Source organism: Streptomyces sp. SX-6 (assembly GCF_059089585.1).
Genome location: NZ_JBTHHU010000005.1, coordinates 70,357 through 89,708, shown reverse-complemented (window position 1 = coordinate 89,708; position 19,352 = coordinate 70,357). Strand labels below are relative to the sequence as shown.

The 19,352-nt window shown below is 69.3% G+C and carries 18 protein-coding genes; 4 read left to right on the top strand and 14 right to left on the bottom strand.

Features of this window, described 5'->3' with window-relative positions:
- The first annotated feature begins 191 nt into the window (after window positions 1-191).
- A complete protein-coding gene (locus tag ACV530_RS07945; RefSeq protein ID WP_494331572.1) occupies window positions 192-1,079 on the top strand; it encodes a helix-turn-helix domain-containing protein in 888 nt (295 codons plus the stop codon).
- A gap of 9 nt (window positions 1,080-1,088) precedes the next feature.
- The gene (locus tag ACV530_RS07940; protein ID WP_494331571.1) at window positions 1,089-1,286 is read left to right on the top strand and encodes a DUF397 domain-containing protein; all 198 of its coding nucleotides are present in this window, start codon (window positions 1,089-1,091) and stop codon (window positions 1,284-1,286) included.
- A 90-nt stretch (window positions 1,287-1,376) separates the two neighbouring features.
- On the opposite strand, the gene ACV530_RS07935 is transcribed toward ACV530_RS07940, so the two are convergent.
- From ACV530_RS07935 to pta, 8 genes are all read right to left on the bottom strand, one after another.
- Complete coding sequence (locus ACV530_RS07935) at window positions 1,377-2,228, bottom strand: hypothetical protein (protein ID WP_494331570.1); 852 nt, start codon at window positions 2,226-2,228, stop codon at window positions 1,377-1,379.
- A 114-nt stretch (window positions 2,229-2,342) separates the two neighbouring features.
- Window positions 2,343-3,611 carry a PP2C family protein-serine/threonine phosphatase gene (locus ACV530_RS07930; protein WP_494331569.1) on the bottom strand — a complete coding sequence of 423 codons (1,269 nt, stop codon included), beginning with the start codon at window positions 3,609-3,611 and terminating at the stop codon, window positions 2,343-2,345.
- 14 nt (window positions 3,612-3,625) lie between these two features.
- Window positions 3,626-5,146 carry an AMP-binding protein gene (locus tag ACV530_RS07925; RefSeq protein WP_494331568.1) on the bottom strand — a complete coding sequence of 507 codons (1,521 nt, stop codon included), beginning with the start codon at window positions 5,144-5,146 and terminating at the stop codon, window positions 3,626-3,628.
- A complete protein-coding gene (locus tag ACV530_RS07920; protein WP_494331567.1) occupies window positions 5,143-5,505 on the bottom strand; it encodes a VOC family protein in 363 nt (120 codons plus the stop codon). The genes ACV530_RS07925 and ACV530_RS07920 overlap by 4 nt, the downstream gene beginning before the upstream one ends.
- Window positions 5,495-5,674: a ribbon-helix-helix domain-containing protein gene (locus ACV530_RS07915; protein ID WP_494331566.1), complete on the bottom strand. Its 180-nt coding sequence runs from the start codon at window positions 5,672-5,674 to the stop codon at window positions 5,495-5,497. Before ACV530_RS07915 ends, ACV530_RS07920 begins: the two co-directional genes overlap by 11 nt.
- A 116-nt stretch (window positions 5,675-5,790) precedes the next feature.
- Window positions 5,791-7,215 (bottom strand): pyruvate kinase, encoded by a 1,425-nt coding sequence (gene pyk, locus ACV530_RS07910; protein ID WP_494331565.1) that lies wholly within the window; start codon window positions 7,213-7,215, stop codon window positions 5,791-5,793.
- A 72-nt stretch (window positions 7,216-7,287) separates the two neighbouring features.
- On the bottom strand, window positions 7,288-8,499 hold the full coding sequence (locus tag ACV530_RS07905) for an acetate kinase (protein ID WP_494331564.1): 1,212 nt from the start codon (window positions 8,497-8,499) through the stop codon (window positions 7,288-7,290).
- A gap of 76 nt (window positions 8,500-8,575) precedes the next feature.
- Complete coding sequence (pta, locus tag ACV530_RS07900) at window positions 8,576-10,672, bottom strand: phosphate acetyltransferase (protein WP_494331563.1); 2,097 nt, start codon at window positions 10,670-10,672, stop codon at window positions 8,576-8,578.
- Window positions 10,673-10,887: 215 nt separating this feature from the next.
- Here pta and ACV530_RS07895 point away from each other — a divergent pair, with 215 nt between their 5' ends.
- On the top strand, window positions 10,888-11,913 hold the full coding sequence (locus ACV530_RS07895; RefSeq protein WP_494331562.1) for an ATP-dependent 6-phosphofructokinase: 1,026 nt from the start codon (window positions 10,888-10,890) through the stop codon (window positions 11,911-11,913).
- Window positions 11,914-11,953: 40 nt separating this feature from the next.
- Here the strand turns inward: ACV530_RS07895 and ACV530_RS07890 are convergent, their stop codons facing one another.
- The 5 genes from ACV530_RS07890 to ACV530_RS07870 form a co-directional block, all read right to left on the bottom strand.
- On the bottom strand, window positions 11,954-12,823 hold the full coding sequence (locus tag ACV530_RS07890) for an NAD(P)-dependent oxidoreductase (RefSeq protein ID WP_494331561.1): 870 nt from the start codon (window positions 12,821-12,823) through the stop codon (window positions 11,954-11,956).
- A 106-nt stretch (window positions 12,824-12,929) separates the two neighbouring features.
- Entirely contained in the window at window positions 12,930-15,464 is a 2,535-nt protein-coding gene (locus tag ACV530_RS07885) for an ABC transporter permease (RefSeq protein ID WP_494331560.1), read from the bottom strand.
- 125 nt (window positions 15,465-15,589) lie between these two features.
- Window positions 15,590-16,369 (bottom strand): ABC transporter ATP-binding protein, encoded by a 780-nt coding sequence (locus ACV530_RS07880; RefSeq protein ID WP_494331559.1) that lies wholly within the window; start codon window positions 16,367-16,369, stop codon window positions 15,590-15,592.
- A gap of 207 nt (window positions 16,370-16,576) precedes the next feature.
- Entirely contained in the window at window positions 16,577-17,395 is an 819-nt protein-coding gene (locus tag ACV530_RS07875) for a carbohydrate ABC transporter permease (RefSeq protein ID WP_494331558.1), read from the bottom strand.
- A 29-nt stretch (window positions 17,396-17,424) separates the two neighbouring features.
- On the bottom strand, window positions 17,425-18,003 hold the full coding sequence (locus ACV530_RS07870; RefSeq protein ID WP_494331557.1) for a TetR/AcrR family transcriptional regulator: 579 nt from the start codon (window positions 18,001-18,003) through the stop codon (window positions 17,425-17,427).
- Window positions 18,004-18,101: 98 nt separating this feature from the next.
- Between ACV530_RS07870 and ACV530_RS07865 the strand changes: the two genes are divergently transcribed.
- Window positions 18,102-18,866 (top strand): SDR family NAD(P)-dependent oxidoreductase, encoded by a 765-nt coding sequence (locus ACV530_RS07865; RefSeq protein ID WP_494331556.1) that lies wholly within the window; start codon window positions 18,102-18,104, stop codon window positions 18,864-18,866.
- Between the two features lie 27 nt (window positions 18,867-18,893).
- Here ACV530_RS07865 and ACV530_RS07860 read toward each other — a convergent pair whose 3' ends face one another.
- The gene (locus ACV530_RS07860; RefSeq protein ID WP_494331555.1) at window positions 18,894-19,325 is read right to left on the bottom strand and encodes a CBS domain-containing protein; all 432 of its coding nucleotides are present in this window, start codon (window positions 19,323-19,325) and stop codon (window positions 18,894-18,896) included.
- Window positions 19,326-19,352: the final 27 nt, after the last annotated feature.

Here is a 19,352-nt window from a genome sequence, read left to right as displayed (position 1 = left end):
CCCTGCGCAGGGCAGGCCAGCGGCGCGCACGGTGCACTTCCGCTTACGGCGCCGGGGAAAGCGGTGCGGTTCGTCTTCGACGGTAGGGATTGAGGTTGCCGATCTGCAACCAGCTTGACTGGATTGCCTCCAACGAGTGGCCTTGGGCCTCCAGAAGCGGGCAAACTGCTGCCGATCAATAGGAGGGCGGCATGGGCCTACGTACCAACCCAACTCAACGGCAACGGCGTTTGGGGATCGAGCTCCGAAGACTCCGCACCTCTGCGGGTGTGTCGGTCCAGGAAGCGGCGGCGGCCGCGGGGCTCGGACCGCCGCATCTTGGTCACATCGAGGCGGCTCGAACGGCCATTCCTGAGTCGAAGTTGCGTAGCTTGGTCGAAGCCTACGGTTGCAGTTCAGAGCCCATGGTTGAGGCTCTAGTGGACATGGGTCAATCCACCGGTAAGGGTTGGTGGTCGGACTACCGAAAGCTCTTGCCGCCAAGCACACTTGACCTGGCTGAACTGGAGTCGTCCACGGCCGGCTACAAGTCCTTCCAGTGGATTCACATCCCGGGCGTTCTGCAAACGCCGGAGTACATGCGCGCTCTGTTCGCGGGAGGGGAAGCGGACGCATCCCCGGCCACTCGGGACATGTACGTCGAGTTTCGCTGCCATCGGCAGGAGATCCTTGCTCGGGCAGCCCCACCTCGGTTCCATGCCGTCGTCCATGAGTCCGCGCTGCGTATGGAGTTCGTGGGGGCAGATGTCATGCGGCGGCAGATCGAGCACCTCGTGCAGATGGCGCGCCTACCGCACGTGACCATTCAGATCCTGCCGTTCAAGGCGAGGGCCTACCCGCGCTTCAGTGCGCCATTCGTCATCTTCGAGCACGCTGTGTCCGAGCTCAGTACGGTCTACACCGATCATCCGGTGTCATCGCCATTTATCAGTGGCCAGGAGCATCTGGCCGAGTTCACCGACGAGTTCGCAAGGCTGAGTGCGGCTGGTCTGCCGGCAATTGACCCCAGCGTCGAACCTGAGTTCCATGCCAGGAGGGACTCACTTGGTTTGGTTCAGCACGTGCTGTACACGCTGTGAAGGGTTGTAATGCCGAAGTTCAGATGGCAGAAATCAAGCTTCAGCTCGGCAGCTGGGACGGGGGAATGTATAGAGGTGGCGACTAGCTGTCCAGTCCCCATCTACGTCAGAGAGAGTGACCGCCCCGAGACGGTCCTCACCGTCGCACCCGCCGCGTGGCGCGCGCTGCTGAACCATGCGATGGATGGTGCTCTCGACCGTCCATAGCCGACATGCTGCCCAGACAAACGGCCGTGGCCGCCACCCCGCAACGGGGATGACGGCCACGGCCGATGCGCGGGCTGTCGGCGCCCCGCGCTACGGGTTCGGGGTCACCTCGAACCCCGCGCCGTAGATGTTGTGCGCCGGGTCGGCGGCCTCACGCGCCCGCAGGTCGGCGACGATGTTCGCCGAGCTGGTGTAGAGGGAGGGCGGCCAGGCCAGCGTGGCGCCCTTGACGATGCCGGCCCAAGGGCCGGAAGCCTGGAAGCCGTTGGAGTTGGACGGCAGGTCGGTGCCGGGGACGTGCCAGATCACCGGGCCGCCCGAGTCGCCTGCCCAGTGCACGGTGGGGGCGCGGTAGACGCCCTTGTCGTTGCTCATCACGGTGCCGAACCACGTGCCCGTCTGGCCCGAGGTGATGATCTCGTTGTTGCCGGTCGTGAGCACCCGCTCGCTGTCGAGGGCGGGGTTGAGGGCGTTGGGGCTGACGGGGCCGCTGGGGTACTTCAGTACGCCGGTCTGCTTGAGGTGGGGGCCCTGCGAGGAGAGTGTCACCGCGGGGACCAGCTCAATGACCATGTAGTCCTTGGTGACATGGCCCGTCTGCGAGCCCTCGGGGTCCTTGAAGTACCGGATGTAGCCGATCGGGCCGAAGTCGATGTTGTTCCGGTCGTAGACGGGGCCGACGTTCTCGTGGATCTCGCGGTCGGCGTACCTCGGGTCACTGAGGCAGTGGCCCGCCGAGATGGCTATGTGGCGCTGGTGGTCGTCCGTGCCCACCGCGCCGATCGTGCAGAAAGCCTTGGGCGTGTTCGGGCTGAAAATGATCTGCATGCCGTTGTAGACGCGCTTACCGGGATCGGCCTTGTCGGCCGCTTGGGCCGTGCCGGCGCCCAGGGCGGCGGTGAGGAACAGGGCGAGGGCGAGCGTGCGGAGCCGTCTGCGCATGTGTGGTTCCTGTCTGCCGGTGGGGTGGGTGAGGCTGGGCGGCTCATGATGGCAGTCAGGAATGGCCCGGCACCGCTCGGTAATTGGCCAAAAGGCGATGTGAAACGGCCAGGGTCACCAGCTCTGCGGGCGCCATTCGAAGAGCAAGATGGTCGCGTCGTCCCGCAGTTGGTTGCGCTGGTAGTCGAGGATGGCGTGGATGAGCAGCCGCAGGACCTCCGCCGGGCGCTGGCCGGCGGCGGAGGAGCGGATGATGAAGTCGGTGAACCGGTCGAGGCCGAACTCCGCACCGTCCTCGTCGCGGGCCTCCACGACACCGTCGGTGTAGAGGAGGACGCAGTCGCCCGGTTGCAGTGTCGTCTCGTGGACTTTCCGGGCCGCCGGGGCGAGTTGGCCGCCGGCCAGGCCGATCGGTGGCTGCGGGGGGCTGTCCAGCGCCCCTTCGAGCACGCGCTCGCCGCGGATCAGCAGCGGCGGCGGGTGACCGCAGTTGACCCAGCGCAGCTCCCCGGTGACCGCGTCGAGCCGGCACAGCACGCCGGTGGCGAAATGGTCGGGCAGCCACTGGGCGAGCGTCCGGTCGAGGGAGCCGACAATGTCGGCCAGGTCGCCGCCGCCGCGGCGGGCGTTCCGGGCCGCCGCCATGGCCACCGATGTGGTCAGGCCGGCGGTCAGATCGTGACCCATCGAGTCGAGGATCATGGTGTGCAGCACGTCCTTGACCACCGAGTGGTCGAAGGCGTCGCCGGCGACGTCGTACGCCGGTTCCAGGACCGCGGTCGAGACGCACCTGCTGCTGCCGACGGTGTGGGACGGCAGGAAGGCGCGCAACATCTCGGCGGGCAGCCGCATGGTCGCGGTGCGGGTACGGGCGGCGAGCCAGTCGCTGTAGCCGCGCTTGGAGGTGATCAGCATGGCGAACAGATGAGCCAGCATCCGGCTGCGCCGCAACCGCACCCCGTCGAGCGCGGCGGCCCGTACCGCCAGTACGCCCAGCCGCTCCGCACCGTCGATCAGGGGGATCCAGACGATCACGCCGTCGTCGGCGTCGGCCACCCGTGGGGAGAGCGTGCGGTACGCCCAGCCGGCCGGTGAGCGGTCCACCGGCAGCGGCTCCGAGACGTCGTCGAGCGGGATGAGCAGCTGTTGCTGCAGGTCGACGAGGTAGAGCAGCGCGGTGTCCAGGCCGAGGGCCGAGGCGCACCGGTTCGCCAGGCCGGGCAGTTCGTACGGCAGGGCCGTCTGTGCCTCGATGATCAGCTCTTCCAGCCGATTCTCGTCGACGGCGGTGTCGGGGCCGGGTCCGGCGGACGCATGCGGTGGGTCCGGCACGGGGATCACCCCTTCCGAGCCCAGTTTCACACCGATCCCGGCCTCTCTCATGTCGGGCCTTCGGTTCAGTCGGCCAGCATCGTGCGCAGCCGCTTCTTGTCAGGCTTCCCTACCGGTGTCAGGGGGATGGCGGAGACGATGCGCACGGCCTCGGGGGCGTACATCCGGCCCTTGTGCGCCGTGACGAAGTCGCGGATCGCGGCGAGCTCGGGGGTGTGGCCCGGGGCGGGGACCACGGCGGCGTGGATGTGCTCCGTTTCCTGGTCGTCGCGGACGCCGAAGACCGCGCATTGGGCGATGGCGGGGTGGGTGAGGAGGACGTCCTCCAGCTCGGACGGGTAGACGTGGCCTCCGACCACGATGATCAGGTCCTTGATCCGGTCGACGAGGTAGAGGTAGCCGTCCTCGTCGAGATAGCCGACGTCTCCCGTGCGCAGCCAGCCGTCGCGGATCACTTCCGCGGTGAGTTCGGGCTGCTTCCAGTAGCCGGGCATGATGCGGGGCGAGCGGACGTGGATCTCGCCCTCCTCGCCCGGTGGCAGGGTGGTGCCGTTCTCGTCGCGGATGGCGAGCTCGACGCCGGGTACGGGCCTGCCGACGCTGATCAGCCCGCTGCGGCCGGTGCGCGTGTGCTCGTGGGGACCGAGGACGGTGATGTTCGTGGCTTCCGACTGGCCGTATCCGGTGGACAGGATGGGGCCGAAGACCTTGAACGCCTCGCGGATGCGCGTCGGTGAGGCGGCACAGCCGGCGTAGAGAATGCTGCTCAGGCTGGACAGGCCGGTGTCGGCCAGGGCCGGGTGGTCGAGCAACTGGTAGAGCAGGGGCGGCAGAACCCAGAGGTGGGTGATGTGTTCGCGCTCGATCGCGGCCAGGACATCCCCGGGCTCGAAGGTGCGCTGGAGTACGACGGAGCCGCCCTGGTAGAGGGCGAGGTCGGTGAAGAGGCCGGCGAGGTGGGCGAGCGGGGTGCAGGCGAGGAAGCGGGGACGGCCGCTGATGCCGGCGAGCGGGGCGTCGAGGGCGCGGCGGTAGGGGCCGTGCAGGTTGAGAATGCCCTTGGGGATTCCGGTGGTTCCGCCCGTGTGGCGGATGGAGAAGTCGTCGTCCGGCTCGATCCGTACGGCCGGTGGCTGTGCCGGTTGGCGTGCGGACGCGGTGACGGCGTCCTCGCCGAAGGGGCCGGGGCCCAGGGTGAGTACGTCCGAGACGTCGATCAGGGGGAGTAACTCCCTGGCGAACGCGTACTGTTCGGGGTCGACGAGCAGCAGCTTCGTGTCGACGCTCGCCGCGATGGCGGCCATGGTCTCGGGGCTCATGCCGTCGTAGAGGTGCACCACCCGTGCGCCCGCGAGGCTCGCGGCGTAGCGGGCGCCGAGTGCCTCGGCCGTGTTGCCGGTGAGCAGGGTAATGGTGGTGCCGCGGGCCGCGCCCCGGTCGGCCAGCTCCCGGGCCAGGCGGTACGTGCTGTCGCGGAACTCGCCCGCGGTGATCCGCGCACCGTCGGCGGTGGTCAGGGCCGGACGGCCGGGGTCCGCCCCGAGTGCGTCCAGGATTGCTTCGGCGTAGCTGACGAACACGGTCACTGCTCCCTCGAATCCCTCGAAACCGGTGCCTGCAGGTTTACATGGCGTCCGTCCGGGTCGCGTACGACCGCTTCCGAGACGCCCCAGTGCTGCGGTGTGAAGGGCTGTACGAACTCCGGCGTACGGGCCGGGGCGAAGGACGCCGCGTCGGTGACCTTCAGGATCGGGCGGGTCTCCGGTTCGCGGTCGTCGTGCTGCTCGACGATGAACACGTACGGGCCGCCCGTCGGGTGCTCCCAGTGCCCCGAGCCGTGGTCGCTCTCGAAGACGTTGCGGAAGCCGAGAGATGACCAGAAGGCCGCTGTGGCACCGTAGTTGCGCGTCTCGACGTGGAAGCCTTCGAAACCGTCAGTCGACATGTTTCCCCTCCTCTTTGGTGGCCGCGTGTCCCAAGTACTCGGTCAGCGCCGCCTCGACGATGGCGGAGAGCGACCGCTCGGTGTCCACGGCGTGGTGCTTGACCTCGCGGATGAGACTGACGGGCAAGTACACGTTGAACTGTTTGACCTGTTGTCGCTCGGCGCTCATGGGTCCTAGATTGCTAGCAATCTATCCAACTGGCAACCCCCCGCAGCGAAAACGGCTGTGGCCGCCACCCCCACGACGGGGATGGCGGCCACAGCCGATGTGCCAGGCGCCAGGCGTCAGTTGGCGTTGCCCAGGTGGTGGACCCGCACCATGTTGGTGGTGCCGGGGATGCCGGGCGGGGAACCCGCCGTGATCACCATGGTGTCGCCCTCGTTGTAGCGCTTGAGCTTCAGCAGCTCCGCGTCGACGAGCTCGACCATCGCGTCGGTGTTGTCGACGTGCGGCACGACGAAGGTCTCGACGCCCCAGCTCAGCGTGAGCTGGTTGCGGGTGGTGACGTCCGTCGTGAACGCCAGGATCGGCTGCTGGGAGCGGTAGCGGGACAGGCGGCGGGCCGTGTCGCCGGAGCGGGTGAAGGCGACGAGCGCCTTGCCGTCCAGGAAGTCCGCGATCTCACAGGCCGCGCGGGCCACCGCACCGCCCTGCGTGCGCGGCTTCTTGCCCGGGACGAGGGGCTGGAGGCCCTTCGAGAGCAGCTCCTGCTCGGCGGCCTCGACGATGCGGGACATCGTCTTGACGGTCTCGATCGGGTACGCGCCTACCGAGGACTCCGCCGACAGCATGACCGCGTCCGCGCCGTCCAGGATCGCGTTGGCGACGTCGGACGCCTCGGCGCGCGTGGGGCGGGAGTTGGTGATCATCGACTCCATCATCTGGGTCGCGACGATCACCGGCTTGGCGTTGCGGCGGCACATCTCGATGAGGCGCTTCTGCACCATCGGGACCTTCTCGAGCGGGTACTCCACCGCGAGGTCGCCGCGCGCCACCATCACACCGTCGAAAGCCATGACGACTTCGTGCATGTTCTCGACGGCCTGCGGCTTCTCGACCTTGGCGATGACCGGCACGCGGCGGCCGACCTCGTCCATGACGCGGTGGACGTCCTGGACGTCCTTGGCGTCGCGGACGAAGGACAGCGCGACCATGTCGCAGCCCATCGCGAGCGAGAACTTCAGGTCCTCGATGTCCTTCTCGGACAGCGCCGGGACGTTGACGGCCGCGCCGGGCAGGTTGATGCCCTTGTGGTCGGAGATGACACCGCCCTCGATGACGATGGTCCGCACGCGCGGGCCCTCGACCTCGGTCACGCGCAGCTCGACGTTGCCGTCGTTGATCAGGACCTGGTCGCCCTTGGTGACGTCGCCGGGCAGGCCCTTGTAGGTCGTGCCGCAGATCGTCTTGTCGCCGGGGACGTCCTCGGTCGTGATGGTGAACTCGTCACCGCGCACCAGCTCCACCGGGCCGTCCGCGAAGGTCTCCAGACGGATCTTCGGGCCCTGGAGGTCGGCCAGCACGCCGACCGGCCGGCCGGTCGCCTCGGAGGCCTTGCGAAGGCGGTTGTAACGGTCCTCGTGCTCCGCGTGGGACCCGTGGCTCATGTTGAAACGGGCCACGTTCATGCCGGCCTCGATCAGCGTCTTCAGCTGCTCGAAGGAGTCGACGGCGGGGCCCAGGGTGCAGACGATTTTGGAACGGCGCATGGGGCGATCCTATCGGTTTGTTTCAGAGCGGAATATTCGAGCTGTGGGAAAGAACAGGAGACGGGCCGGTGATCAAGCGGTGACCAGGGCGTACGCCTGCGTGGCGATCTCCAGCTCCTCGTCGGTGGGCACCACGGCGACCGCGACCCGGGCGCCGGCGGGGGAGACCAGCCGCGCGTCGTCCTGGCGCTGCGCGTTCAGTCCCGCGTCCACGGCCAGGCCCAGTGCGTCCAGACCGGCGACGGCGGCCTCGCGCACCGGTGCCGCGTTCTCGCCGACGCCGGCCGTGAAGGCCACCGCGTCGACCGTGCCCAGCACCGCGTAGTACGCGCCGATGTACTTCTTCAGCCGGTGCACGTAGATGTCGAAGGCGAGCTTCGCCCGCTCGTCGCCCTCGTCGATGCGACGGCGGATCTCGCGCATGTCGTTGTCTCCGCACAGTCCGATCAGACCGCTCTTCTTGTTCAGGAGCGAGTCGATCTCGTCGACGGACATCCCGGCGTTACGGGCCAGGTGGAAGATCACCGCGGGGTCGAGGTCACCGGAGCGGGTGCCCATGACCAGGCCCTCGAGCGGGGTCAGGCCCATCGAGGTGTCCACGCACCTGCCGCCGCGCACGGCCGAGGCGGAGGCGCCGTTGCCCAGGTGCAGGACGATCACGTTGACCTCGGACGGGTCCTTGCCCAGCAGCTCCGCGGTCTTGCGCGAGACGTACGCGTGCGAGGTGCCGTGGAAGCCGTAGCGGCGCACCATGTGCGCGTCCGCCGTGTCCACGTCGATCGCGTAGCGCGCCGCGGACTCCGGCATCGTCGTGTGGAACGCGGTGTCGAAGACCGCGATCTGCGGCAGGTCCGGGCGCAGCGCCTGGGCGGTGCGGATGCCGGTGACGTTGGCCGGGTTGTGCAGCGGGGCGACGGGGATGAGCCGCTCGATGTGGGCCAGCACCTCGTCGGTGATCAGGGTCGGCTCGGTGAACTCGCTGCCGCCGTGCACGACGCGGTGGCCGATGGCGGCCAGCTCGGGGGAGTCCAGGCCCAGCCCGTCGGCCGCCAGCTCGCCGGCGACGGCCTCGAGCGCGGCGGCGTGGTCACGGATCGGCGCCTCGGTCTCGCGCTTGGCGCCGCCGGTCGCGAGGGGGGTGTGGACCAGACGCGAGGTCTCCTCGCCGATGCGCTCGACCAGACCGACGGCCAGCCGGGAGCCGTCCGCCATGTCGAGCAGCTGGTACTTGACCGACGAGGAGCCGGAGTTGAGGACGAGGACTCGGGTGCCGTTGGCAGTCATCTGGGGCTTTCCGTATAGAGACGAGGGGGGAGGAAAGGGGGCGGGCCCACGGCAAGTGCCGTGGGCCCGAGGGGCATCAGGGCTCGACGCGCTCGCCGCGCTGTTCGCCCTGCGCCTGAATGGCGGTGATCGCGACCGTGTTGATGATGTCGCTGACGAGGGCGCCGCGCGACAGGTCGTTGACGGGCTTGCGCAGGCCCTGCAGGACCGGGCCGACCGCGATGGCGTGGGCCGAGCGCTGCACGGCCTTGTAGGTGTTGTTGCCGGTGTTCAGGTCGGGGAAGACCAGCACGGTGGCCTTGCCCGCGACCTGGGAGCCGGGCAGCTTGGTGGCCGCGACGTTGGCGTCCACGGCGGCGTCGTACTGGATCGGGCCCTCGACCAGCAGGTCGGGGCGGCGCTCGCGGATGATCTCGGTGGCCCGGCGGACCTTGTCGACGTCCGCGCCGGAGCCGGAGGTGCCGGTCGAGTACGACAGCATCGCGATGCGCGGCTCGACGCCGAACTGGGTGGCGGTCGCCGCGGACTGGATGGCGATGTCCGCGAGCTGCTCGGCGTTCGGGTCGGGGTTGACCGCGCAGTCGCCGTAGACGAGCACCCGGTCGGCCAGGCACATGAAGAACACGGAGGAGACGATCTGCGCGTCCGGCGCCGTCTTGATGATCTCGAAGGCGGGGCGGATGGTCGCGGCGGTGGAGTGCACCGCACCGGAGACCATGCCGTCGGCCAGGCCCTCCTGGACCATCAGGGTGCCGAAGTAGGAGACGTCGGCGACGACGTCGTGCGCCAGCTCCACGGTCATGCCCTTGTGGGCGCGGGCCTTGGCGTAGATCTCGGCGAAGCGCTCGCGCAGCGGCGAGGTCTGCGGGTCGATGAGCTGCGCCTCGCCCAGCTCGATGCCCAGCTCGGCGGCGCGCTTGCGGATCACGTCCTCCTCGCCCAGCAGCGTGAGGTCGCAGACGTCGCGGCGCAGCAGGACGTCGGCGGCGCGCAGCACGCGCTCCTCGGTGCCCTCGGGCAGGACGACGCGGCGGCGGGCGGAGCGGGAGCGCTCGATCAGCTCGTGCTCGAACATCATCGGGGTGACGCGGCTGGAGCGCATGACGGAGATACGGTTCGTCAACTCCGTGGTGTCGACGTGCCGTTCGAAGAGGCCCAGGGCGGTCTCGGCCTTGCGCGGCGAGAAGGCGTCCAGCTTGCCCTCGATGGCGAAGAGCTCGGTGGCGGTGGGGAAGGAGCCCTCGTGCACCGCGGCCACCGGGGTGCCGGGGGCGAGGCGGCCCGCGAGCGCCAGGATGTCCGGGCCGGGCCTCTGGTTGAGGGTGAGCAGCACACCGGCGATGTTCGGGGCGCCCGCGCTGTGCGCGGCGAGCGAACCGACGATCAGGTCGACCCGGTCCCCGGGGGTGACCACGAGGCAGCCCTCGGTCAGGGCGGGGAGGAAGGCCGGGAGCATCGCGCCGCCGAAGACGAAGTCCTTGGCGTCACGGGCGAGCCCGGCGTCGTCGCCGAGCAGCACCTCGGCACCCAGCTTGCGCACGATCTGCGCCACGGTGGGCGCGGAGAGCGAGCCGTCCTCGGGCAGCGCGTAACAGGGGACGGGCAGGCTCGCCGAGAGCCGCGCGGCTATGGCCTCGCGGTCGGCGGGGTCGACCCGGTTGACGACCAGGGCGACGACGTCGCAGCCCAGCGCCTCGTAGGCGCGGAAGGCGTTGCGGGCCTCGGCGCGCACGGACTCGGCGCTCTGGTTCTGGCCGCCGACGACGGTGAGCACGGAGGCGCCGAACTCGTTCGCCAGGCGGGCGTTGAGGGCCAGCTCGTCGGGGAGGTTGGAGCCGACGTAGTCGGTGCCGAGCACGATCACGTACTCGTACGCGCGGGCCACCGCGAGGTAGCGCTCGACGAGGGTGGCGACCAGCTCGTCCGTGCCGCGCTCGGCCTGGAGGGCGGACGCCTCCGCGTAGCTGAGGCCGTAGACGCTTTCGGGGGACTGCTCGAGCCGGTAGCGGGCCCGCAGCAGGTCGAAGAGCCGGTCGGGCCCGTCCCCGTGCACGAGCGGGCGGAAGACTCCCACCCGGTCGACATGGCGGGTCAGGAGCTCCATGACTCCCAGCTCGATGACCTGGCGTCCGTCGCCGCGGTCGGTCCCGGTCACGTACACGCTGCGCGTCACGCGTGCTCTCCTTGCTCCATCGCCGTGTTTGTCCGTCGTGGGAAATTACCCGATAGGGTGGTCTTGCCCTCTTGACAATACCTGCGACCCTGGATAAGGCGCTCGTCAGGCGGGTGGCCGTCCGGAGTGCGGCTCGGGTGCGGCAGCACCGGCGGGCCCGTGGAACAATCGGGTCCGGCTCACAGGTACCAGTAGCGAGCAGGAGACACAGCACCATGCGCATCGGAGTCCTCACGGCGGGCGGCGACTGCCCGGGCCTGAACGCTGTCATCCGCTCGGTGGTGCACCGGGCGCTCGTCGAGCACGGCGACGAGGTCATCGGCTTCGAGGACGGTTTCAAGGGTCTGCTGGACGGCCGCTTCCGCAAGCTCGACCTGGACGCCGTCAGCGGCATCCTCGCCCGCGGCGGCACGATCCTCGGCTCCGCCCGTCTGGAGCGCGCCCGCCTGCGCGAGGCCTGCGAGAGCGCCAAGGACTTCTCCCGCGAGTACGGCATCGACGTGCTCATCCCCATCGGCGGCGAGGGCACCCTGACCGCCGCCCGGATGCTCTCCGACGCGGGCATGCCGGTCGTGGGCGTGCCCAAGACCATCGACAACGACATCTCCTCCACCGACCGGACCTTCGGCTTCGACACGGCCGTCGGCGTCGCCACCGAGGCCATCGACCGGCTCAAGACCACCGCCGAGTCGCACCAGCGCGTCATGGTCGTCGAGGTCATGGGCCGTCACGCGGGCTGGATCGCCCTCGAGTCCGGCATGGCCGGCGGTGCCCACGGCATCTGCCTGCCGGAGCGGGCCTTCGACCCGGCCGATCTGGTGAAGATGGTCGAGGAACGCTTCGCCCGTGGCAAGAAGTTCGCCGTCATCTGCGTCGCCGAGGGTGCCCACCCGGCCGCCGGCACGATGGACTACGCCAAGGGCGCCATAGACCAGTTCGGCCACGAGCGCTTCGCCGGCATCGGCACCTCGCTCGCCGGCGAGCTGGAGAAGCGCCTCGGCAAGGAGGCCCGCCCGGTCATCCTCGGCCACGTCCAGCGCGGCGGCACCCCCACCGCGTACGACCGCGTCCTCGCCACCCGCTTCGGCTGGCACGCCGTCGAGGCCGCGCACCGCGGCGAGTTCGGCAAGATGACGTCCCTCAAGGGCACCGACATCACGATGGTGCCGCTCGCCGACGCCGTCACCGAGCTGAAGCGGGTGCCGGAGAACCGCATGGACGAGGCGGAGTCGGTCTTCTAGGAACGAACGCGGAACGGGCCGACGCTGTCGGCCCGTTCCGTTACTTCCGCAGCAGATCCACGATCCCCGTGAGATCCTCCGCGCCGTGCCCGTCGGCGACCCGCCGCTTCATCAGCGCGTGCAAGGCCGTGAACAGGTCCGGCCGTACGCCCTGTTCCTCCGAGGCCCGGATGAGGTTGACGAAACCCGTCGTCTGCATGGCCAGGTTGGACGTCACGCCGGTCACGTAGTCGCCGCTGTCCAACTGCTCCGCCATGCGCGGGACGAAGCTCCCGCCCATGGCGTTCATCCAGGCCCCCAGCATCGGTGCGAACTCCCGCGCCGGCACGTTCTCCGAGCCGACGAGCGCGTACGCCTGCATCACCCCCGAGAACAGCCCGTACATCCCGCTGAGCAGCGCGATGTCGTGCAGCGCCGCCAGCCCCGGCTCATCGCCCGCGAAGTGCGCGGCACCCAGCCGCTCCAGCGTCTCCCGGTGCGCCTCGAAGGCCTCCCGCGCGCCGCTGTAGAGGACGAACGCCTGGTCCGTGCCGATGCCCGGCGGTACGGCCATGATGCCGCCGTCGACGTACGAAATCCCGTGCCCGGCAGCCCACTTGGCCATCTCGCGGGCCTGGCCGGGCGTGCCGTTGGTGAGGTTGACGAGCGTACGGCCGGAAAGGGCGCCGGCGGCGTCGTCCAGCGTCGCGTGCACCGAGTCGTAGTCGAGGATGCAGGCGACGACCAGCTCGCTCGCCGCGACGGCCTCGGCGACGGACTCCGCGCGGACGGCGCCCAGCGCGACGAGCGGATCGGCCTTGTCCGGGGTGCGGTTCCAGACGGTGGTGGGGTGGCTGTTGATGAGGAAGGCGGTGGCCAGGGCCTTGCCCATGGCGCCCAGACCGATGACGGTGACGGGGGAGTTGTTCATGGTGTCCAGCGTTGTTCACGCCCACTTGCCGATCAAGTACGCACAAAAAGGTAAGGGCCGGTCCCAGGTGTGGAACCGGCCCTTACCGCCTTGCTGTTACTGGCCGCTACTGAGCCCCGATGGACTCCAGCATGTTCAGCTTCGCCGCCCGGCGCGCCGGCCAGACGGCCGCCAGCACGCCCACCGCGAGGGCGAGCAGCAGGAACACCCCGATCCGGCCCCACGGCACGACCATCTCGTACTGCGGGAACGAGGACCGCAGCAGATGCCCGCCCGACCAGGCGAGGAAGATGCCCACGCCCACGCCCATCACCGCGCCGAACAGCGCGATCATCACGGACTCGATCCGCACCATCTGCTTGACCCCGCTGCGGGCCAGGCCGATCGCGCGCAGCATCCCGATCTCGCGGGTGCGCTCGAAGACCGACATCGCGAGGGTGTTGACGACGCCGATGACCGCGATGACGACGGCCATGCCGAGCAGTCCGTACATCATGTAGAGCACGTCGTCGAGGTTCCCGGCCGCGGACCGGTTCAGGTCGTCCTTGCTCTCCACCTTGATGATCGGGTTGTTGCCCAGCGTCTCCTTGATCGTGGCGGGGAGGCCGCCGGCCTTGCCGGGGGCGGCCTTCACCAGCACCTCGCTGTCGCGCACCCGGTCCATGTGCGGGTCGACGAGGCCGGTGGTGCCGACGACGTCGCTCAGGACGTCGTTCTTCGCGTAGACCGCGACGACCTTCACGGCGGCCTTCTTGCCGTCGTAGAAGCTCATGGACAGCGTCGAACCGACCTTCAGGCCGAGCCTGTTGGCGTAATCCTCGGCCACCGCGACCTTGCCGCCGCTGATGTCGGCGGCCGAGCCGCTGACGAAGCGGATGTCGGTGACCTTGCCGAGCGCGGCCGGGTCCGTACCCGTCAGCAGCGACGGCTGGTCGCCGTTGGCCTGGAAGCCCTGCGTGCGCAGCGGTACGGCCGCCTCGACGCCGTCGTGCTTGCGGAGCTTCTTGGCGACGTCGGGGGAGAGGCCCAGGTAACTGCTCGAGCTGACCTTGTAGTCGGCGGTCAGGTCCTGCTTGCCCATCCGTTCCACGCCCTGGTTCGCGGAGACGGCGGCCACGGTCAGGCCGGTGATCAGCGTGAGGCCGATCATCAGCGCGGACGCGGTGGCGGCAGTACGGCGCGGGTTGCGCAGCGCGTTCTCCTGCGCGAGCTTGCCGCTGATGCCGGAGAGGCGGGCGGCCGCCTTGCCGAAGAGCTTCACGAACGGGCGGGACAGCAGCGGGGCGAGGACGATCACGCCGGTGAGCGTGAGCGCCGAGCCCGCCATGGCGGGCTCGAGACCGCTCATGTCGCGCATGGTCGTCACATAGAGCATGACCGCCACGCCCAGCGCGGTCAGCGCGGCACCGATGACGTTGCGCACGACGAGATTGCGGGTGACCGGCGTCTGGTCCACGGAGGCCAGCGCCTCCACCGGCGCGATCCTCGCCGCCTTGCGGGAGGGCAGCCACGCGGCCAGTACGGTCACCACGACGCCGACCGCGACGGCGGACAGGGCGGCGCTCGGCTCCACGACCAGCGGACCCTCCGGCAGCTTGGCCCCGTTGGAGTTCAGCAGCGTACGCATGCCCACGGCGATGCCGAGTCCCAGCCCGAAGCCGATGGCGGACGCGATCGTTCCCAGCAGCCCGGCCTCGATCAGCACCGAGCGCACCACCTGGCGGCGCGAGGCGCCCACCGCACGCAGCAGCGCGATCTCGCGGGTGCGCTGGGCGATGAGCATGGTGAAGGTGTTGGCGATGATGAACACGCCGACGAAGAGCGCGATCCCGGCGAAGACGAGGAAGGTGTTCCTGATCGAGCTGGTGTCGTTCTCGATCATCTTGGCCTCGCGGGCCGCCTGATGCTCACCGCTCTCGGCCTCGGAGCCCTTCGGCAGCACCTTCTGGACCTCGGCGGTCAGCCTGCCCTGGTCGGTGCCGGGCGTCGCGGAGACGACGAGCTCGCTGAACTCGCCGCGCTTGGTGAACAGTTGCTGCGCGGTCGCCGTGTCGAACAGCGCGAGGCTGCCGCCCGCGCTCACGCGCGGGTCGTCGGTCTCGGCGATGCCGACGAGCTTCTTGGTCATGACCGGCCCGTCGATCGCCAGCCGGACGGTGTCGCCGACCTTGACCCCGGCCTTGTCGGCGGTCGTCCGGTCGAGAACGATCTCACCGCGGGAGGTCGGCCCCTTGCCCTGGACGATCGGGTAACGGCTGTCCTTGCCGTCCTTGCCGGGCACGTAGTTGGCGCCGAAGCTGCCCCAGTCGCTGCCCGCGGGGTTGTTCTGCTTGTCGGCGACCGTGGCGACGCCGGTGACGGACGGACGTACGGACGCGACACCGGGCAGCGCGCGGATCCGGTCCACCACGCGCGAGTCGAGCGCACCCTGGCGGTCGGAATCGGTGCTGGGGCGCCCCGCCATCACGGACACGGCGACGTCGTCGAGGCTCTTCGACAGCTTGTTGCGGTACGCCTGCCCGACGGAGTCGCTGAACACGAGCGTGCCGGAGACGAATGCGGTGCCGAGGAGGACCGCGAGCGCGGTCATCATCAGCCGGGTCTTGTGCGCGAGGAGATTGCGCAGAGCGGTACGGAACACGGGGTAACTTTCAGGTTGGAGGGCACAATCCAGCCCGTCCGGCGTTTGAGGACAACCGCGCGGAGCGCGGTTTCGGGGTCCGGGGCGGAGCCTCGGAGGAAACGGTGAAAGGGCGGGACCGGGGCTCAGCTCACACGGCCCCTGGCCTCAAACGCCTTCATGCGGTCGAGCACCGCGTCCGCCGTAGGGCCGTGCATCTCGTCCACGATCCGCCCGTCCGCCAGGAACAGCACCCGGTCCGCGTACGACGCGGCGACCGGATCATGCGTGACCATGACCACCGTCTGCTCGAGCGCCCGCACCGACTCCCGCAAAAACCCCAGCAGTTCGGCCCCGGACCGCGAATCGAGATTCCCCGTCGGCTCGTCCGCGAAGATGATCTCCGGCTTGGCCGTGAGCGCCCGCGCCACCGCGACCCGCTGCTGCTGTCCGCCGGACAACTGGCTCGGCCGGTGAGCGAGCCGCCCGCTCAGCCCCAGCGTGGTCACGATCTGCTGCAGCCACTCGTGATCCGGCTTGCGCCCCGCGATGTCCATCGGCAGCGTGATGTTCTCGAGCGCCGTCAGCGTCGGCAGCAGGTTGAACGCCTGGAAGATGAACCCCACCTTGTCCCGGCGCAGCTTGGTCAGCTGCCGGTCGCCGAGCGAGGACAGCTCGGTGTCCCCGATCCGCACGGAACCGGACGAGACCGAGTCCAGCCCGGCCATGCAGTGCATGAGCGTCGACTTGCCGGAGCCCGACGGCCCCATGATCGCGGTGAACTCCGCACGGCGGAACTCGACGGCGACCGAGTCCAGCGCGGCGACCCGGGTCTCGCCATGGCCGTAGACCTTGCTCAGGTCATGGGCACGGGCGACAACCGCACCGCTACGGGGGATGGTGGTCAGGGGAGCCGCATGGGACACAGGGTCTCCTCGGGATAGTGGGGGGACGCGTGGAATCAACACCTCCAATTCTCGAAGCCACAAGCCGCCCAGACGTCAGCCATATGACCGGAATAAGGCATCGCACTTTTGGGCGGTGGACCCCCGCCCCCGTAGTCCTTGAGACGGACACCGTCATCCCGCGGTCGCACCGCCCCCTGCCGGGCCCCCGCCGGATCCCCGCCGGGGTCAGCCCTTCACGGCCCCGCCGAGCGCGAAGCCGCCGCCCAGGCGGCGGGCGATGAGGGCGTAGAGCAGCACGACGGGCGTCGAGTAGAGGATCGAGAACGCGGCGAGCTGCCCGTACGCGACCTGGCCGTAGTTCCCGAAGAACGTGAACACCGTGACCGCCGCCGGCAGCCGGTCGGGTGTGAGGAGCAGCAGGAATGGCACAAAGAAATTGCCCCACATCAGGACAAAGCAATAGATAGACACCACTGTCACCCCGGGCCCCATCAGCGGCAGCACCACCCGGGTCAGTGTCTGCAGCCAGCTCGCACCGTCCGTCCACGCCGCCTCCTCGAGCGACTTCGGTACGGCGTCCATGAAGTTCTTCATCAGCCAGATGGCGAAGGGGAGTTGGGTCGCCGCCATGAACAGTGCCGTGCCGAACACCGTGTCGATCAGATCCACCTGCACGAACAGGCCGTACACCGGCACCATCACGGCGGTGATCGGCAGGCAGGTCGAGAACAGGATCGTGAGGAGGTACGGCCGGTTGAACCGCGACCGGAAACGGGACAGCGGGTACGCGGCCAGCGCCGCGCACACCACGGTGAGCGCGGTGGCCCCGCCGCACAGGATGAGGCTGTTGAGCATCGGGGTGAACGTGATGTCGTCCGTCAGCACGGTGGAGAAGTTCTCCGTCGTGGGGGACGAGGGCGCCCGTACGCTCAGCCCCGCCTCGGCGTCAACGGACGCCAGCAGCAACCACACGAGCGGCAGCGCGAAGGCGGCAGCGGTAACCAGCAACGCGGCGTCGGCGGCGAGCCGATGGCGGGTGCGCATGAGGGGAGCATTCCCACATCACTGGGCCCTCACTGCGTGGGCCACGCCGCCATCGCAACGTCAATCATCTGCTCGAGTTCCTCCCGCGTGGTCCCGTTGACCGCCTGCACCCCGACCCCACGCATCACCGTGCACACAAACCGCGCCAGCGCGGCCACATCCACGCCCTCCCCCAACTCCCCGTCCTCCCGGGCCTGTTCGAACCGCGCCCGCAGCGCCACTTCCCCGGCCTGCCGCCGCGCGATCACCTCGTCGAGCGCGGGTCCGCCCTGCGCCCCGTGCACCATCAGGCAGCCGGGGCAGCCGTCCTCTCGCGTGGCAACCTCGGCCGCCCCGCGCAGCAGCCGCTCGGCGACCCCTCGCGCGGACGGTTCGTCGAACGCCTCGCGGACATGGCTCGCCGGCCCCTCCAGGTAGCGGTCGAGGCACTTGCGGAACAGCTCCTCCTTGTTGCCGTAAGCGGCATACAGGCTGGGCCTGTTGATGCCCATCGCCTCCGTGAGATCGGACAGAGCGGTCCCTTCGTACCCCTTCTGCCAGAACACCCGCATGGCGCGGTCCAGCCGTTCATCGGCATCGAACCCACGCGGACGCCCGGTCCTCGCCATGGCCTTCCCCTTCCCCGATTTCCTCGGTGACTTCTGTACCGATCGATATGATACTTTCCCTCTTACGTACCGAGCGGTACAGAACTAGGGGAGGATTCATGAACACCACCTTCGGCAAGCCCCTGACCGGCAAGGTCGCCCTCGTCACCGGCGGCTCGCGCGGCATCGGCGCGGCCACCGCCCGCGCCCTCGCCGAGGCCGGCGCGGACGTGGCGATCAGCTACGCCGCATCCGCGGACAAGGCGGAAGCCGTGGCCGAGGAGCTGGAGGCGGGCGGCATCCGTGCGCGCGCCTACAAGGCGGACCAGGCGGACCCCACCCAGGTCACCGACCTGGTGAACACCGTCGCCAAGGACTTCGGCCGCCTCGACATCCTCGTCAACAACGCCGGAGTGATCGTCGGCGGCACGGCGGTCGACAACCCCGACGCCGACACCGCCGCCCTCGACCACCAACTCGCCGTCAACTACGGCGGTATCACGGCCGCCATCCGCGCCGCATCCACCGTGATCGGCGAGGAGGGCCGCATCATCACCATGGGCTCCATCATCTCCAGCCGCCCCCTGCGGCCCGGCATCGCCGACTACGCGGCGACCAAGGCCGCCGTCATCGGCTACAGCAAGGGCGCCGCAGTCGACCTGGCCCCCCGCGGTATCACCGTCAACGTCGTCCAGGTCGGCTCGATCGCCACGGACATGAACCCGGAGGACGGCCCGAGCTCCGACGGCCAGCGCGCCGCCAATGCGATGGGCCGCTACGGCCGCCCCGAGGAGATCGCGGCCGGAGTCGTGTTCCTTGCCAGCCCTGCCGCCTCCTTCATCACGGGTAGCACGCTCAACATCGACGGCGGCTTCTTCGCTTGATCGCCTGACCGCCGATGATGTTCGTGATCAGGACGCCGGGGGAGCGGGCGAGTAGATCCGCCCCGCGAACGCGGCGACCTGGTCGTCCGGCAGGTGCCGTGCCACGTCCGCCTCGCTCAGCATGCCGACCAGCCGCTTGTGCTCGTCGATCACCGGCATACGGCGGATGCGGCGGCTGCCCATCTCGTACAGCGCCTCTTCGACGGGCGCGTCGTCCCGGACCCACCGAGGCGTCCCGTGGATGACATCGGCCGCGGTGCAGCGGGACGGATCATGGCCTTCCGCCACGCAGTTGATCACGATGTCGCGGTCGGTGACGATCCCGCAGAGGCGTTCGTCCTCGTCGCTGACGGGCAGCGCACCCACATTCAGCTGGCGCATGAGCAGGGCGGCGTGCTCGAGCGTCTCGTTCTTCGGTATCCAGTGCGCGCCCTTGTGCATGATGTCCTTCACAAGCATGGCGAGCCTCCATCTGCTTCTTGCTTC

Bases quoted from the DNA above. Each gene is read 5' to 3' on its own strand.
- ACV530_RS07945 (WP_494331572.1), top strand. From the start codon at position 192: ATGGGCCTACGTACCAACCCAACTCAACGGCAACGGCGTTTGGGGATC.
- ACV530_RS07940 (WP_494331571.1), top strand. From the start codon at position 1,089: ATGCCGAAGTTCAGATGGCAGAAATCAAGCTTCAGCTCGGCAGCTGGG.
- ACV530_RS07935 (WP_494331570.1), bottom strand. From the start codon at position 2,228: ATGCGCAGACGGCTCCGCACGCTCGCCCTCGCCCTGTTCCTCACCGCC.
- ACV530_RS07930 (WP_494331569.1), bottom strand. From the start codon at position 3,611: ATGAGAGAGGCCGGGATCGGTGTGAAACTGGGCTCGGAAGGGGTGATC.
- ACV530_RS07920 (WP_494331567.1), bottom strand. From the start codon at position 5,505: ATGTCGACTGACGGTTTCGAAGGCTTCCACGTCGAGACGCGCAACTAC.
- ACV530_RS07915 (WP_494331566.1), bottom strand. From the start codon at position 5,674: ATGAGCGCCGAGCGACAACAGGTCAAACAGTTCAACGTGTACTTGCCC.
- pyk (WP_494331565.1), bottom strand. From the start codon at position 7,215: ATGCGCCGTTCCAAAATCGTCTGCACCCTGGGCCCCGCCGTCGACTCC.
- ACV530_RS07905 (WP_494331564.1), bottom strand. From the start codon at position 8,499: ATGACTGCCAACGGCACCCGAGTCCTCGTCCTCAACTCCGGCTCCTCG.
- ACV530_RS07895 (WP_494331562.1), top strand. From the start codon at position 10,888: ATGCGCATCGGAGTCCTCACGGCGGGCGGCGACTGCCCGGGCCTGAAC.
- ACV530_RS07890 (WP_494331561.1), bottom strand. From the start codon at position 12,823: ATGAACAACTCCCCCGTCACCGTCATCGGTCTGGGCGCCATGGGCAAG.
- ACV530_RS07875 (WP_494331558.1), bottom strand. From the start codon at position 17,395: ATGCGCACCCGCCATCGGCTCGCCGCCGACGCCGCGTTGCTGGTTACC.
- ACV530_RS07870 (WP_494331557.1), bottom strand. From the start codon at position 18,003: ATGGCGAGGACCGGGCGTCCGCGTGGGTTCGATGCCGATGAACGGCTG.
- ACV530_RS07865 (WP_494331556.1), top strand. From the start codon at position 18,102: ATGAACACCACCTTCGGCAAGCCCCTGACCGGCAAGGTCGCCCTCGTC.
- ACV530_RS07860 (WP_494331555.1), bottom strand. From the start codon at position 19,325: ATGCTTGTGAAGGACATCATGCACAAGGGCGCGCACTGGATACCGAAG.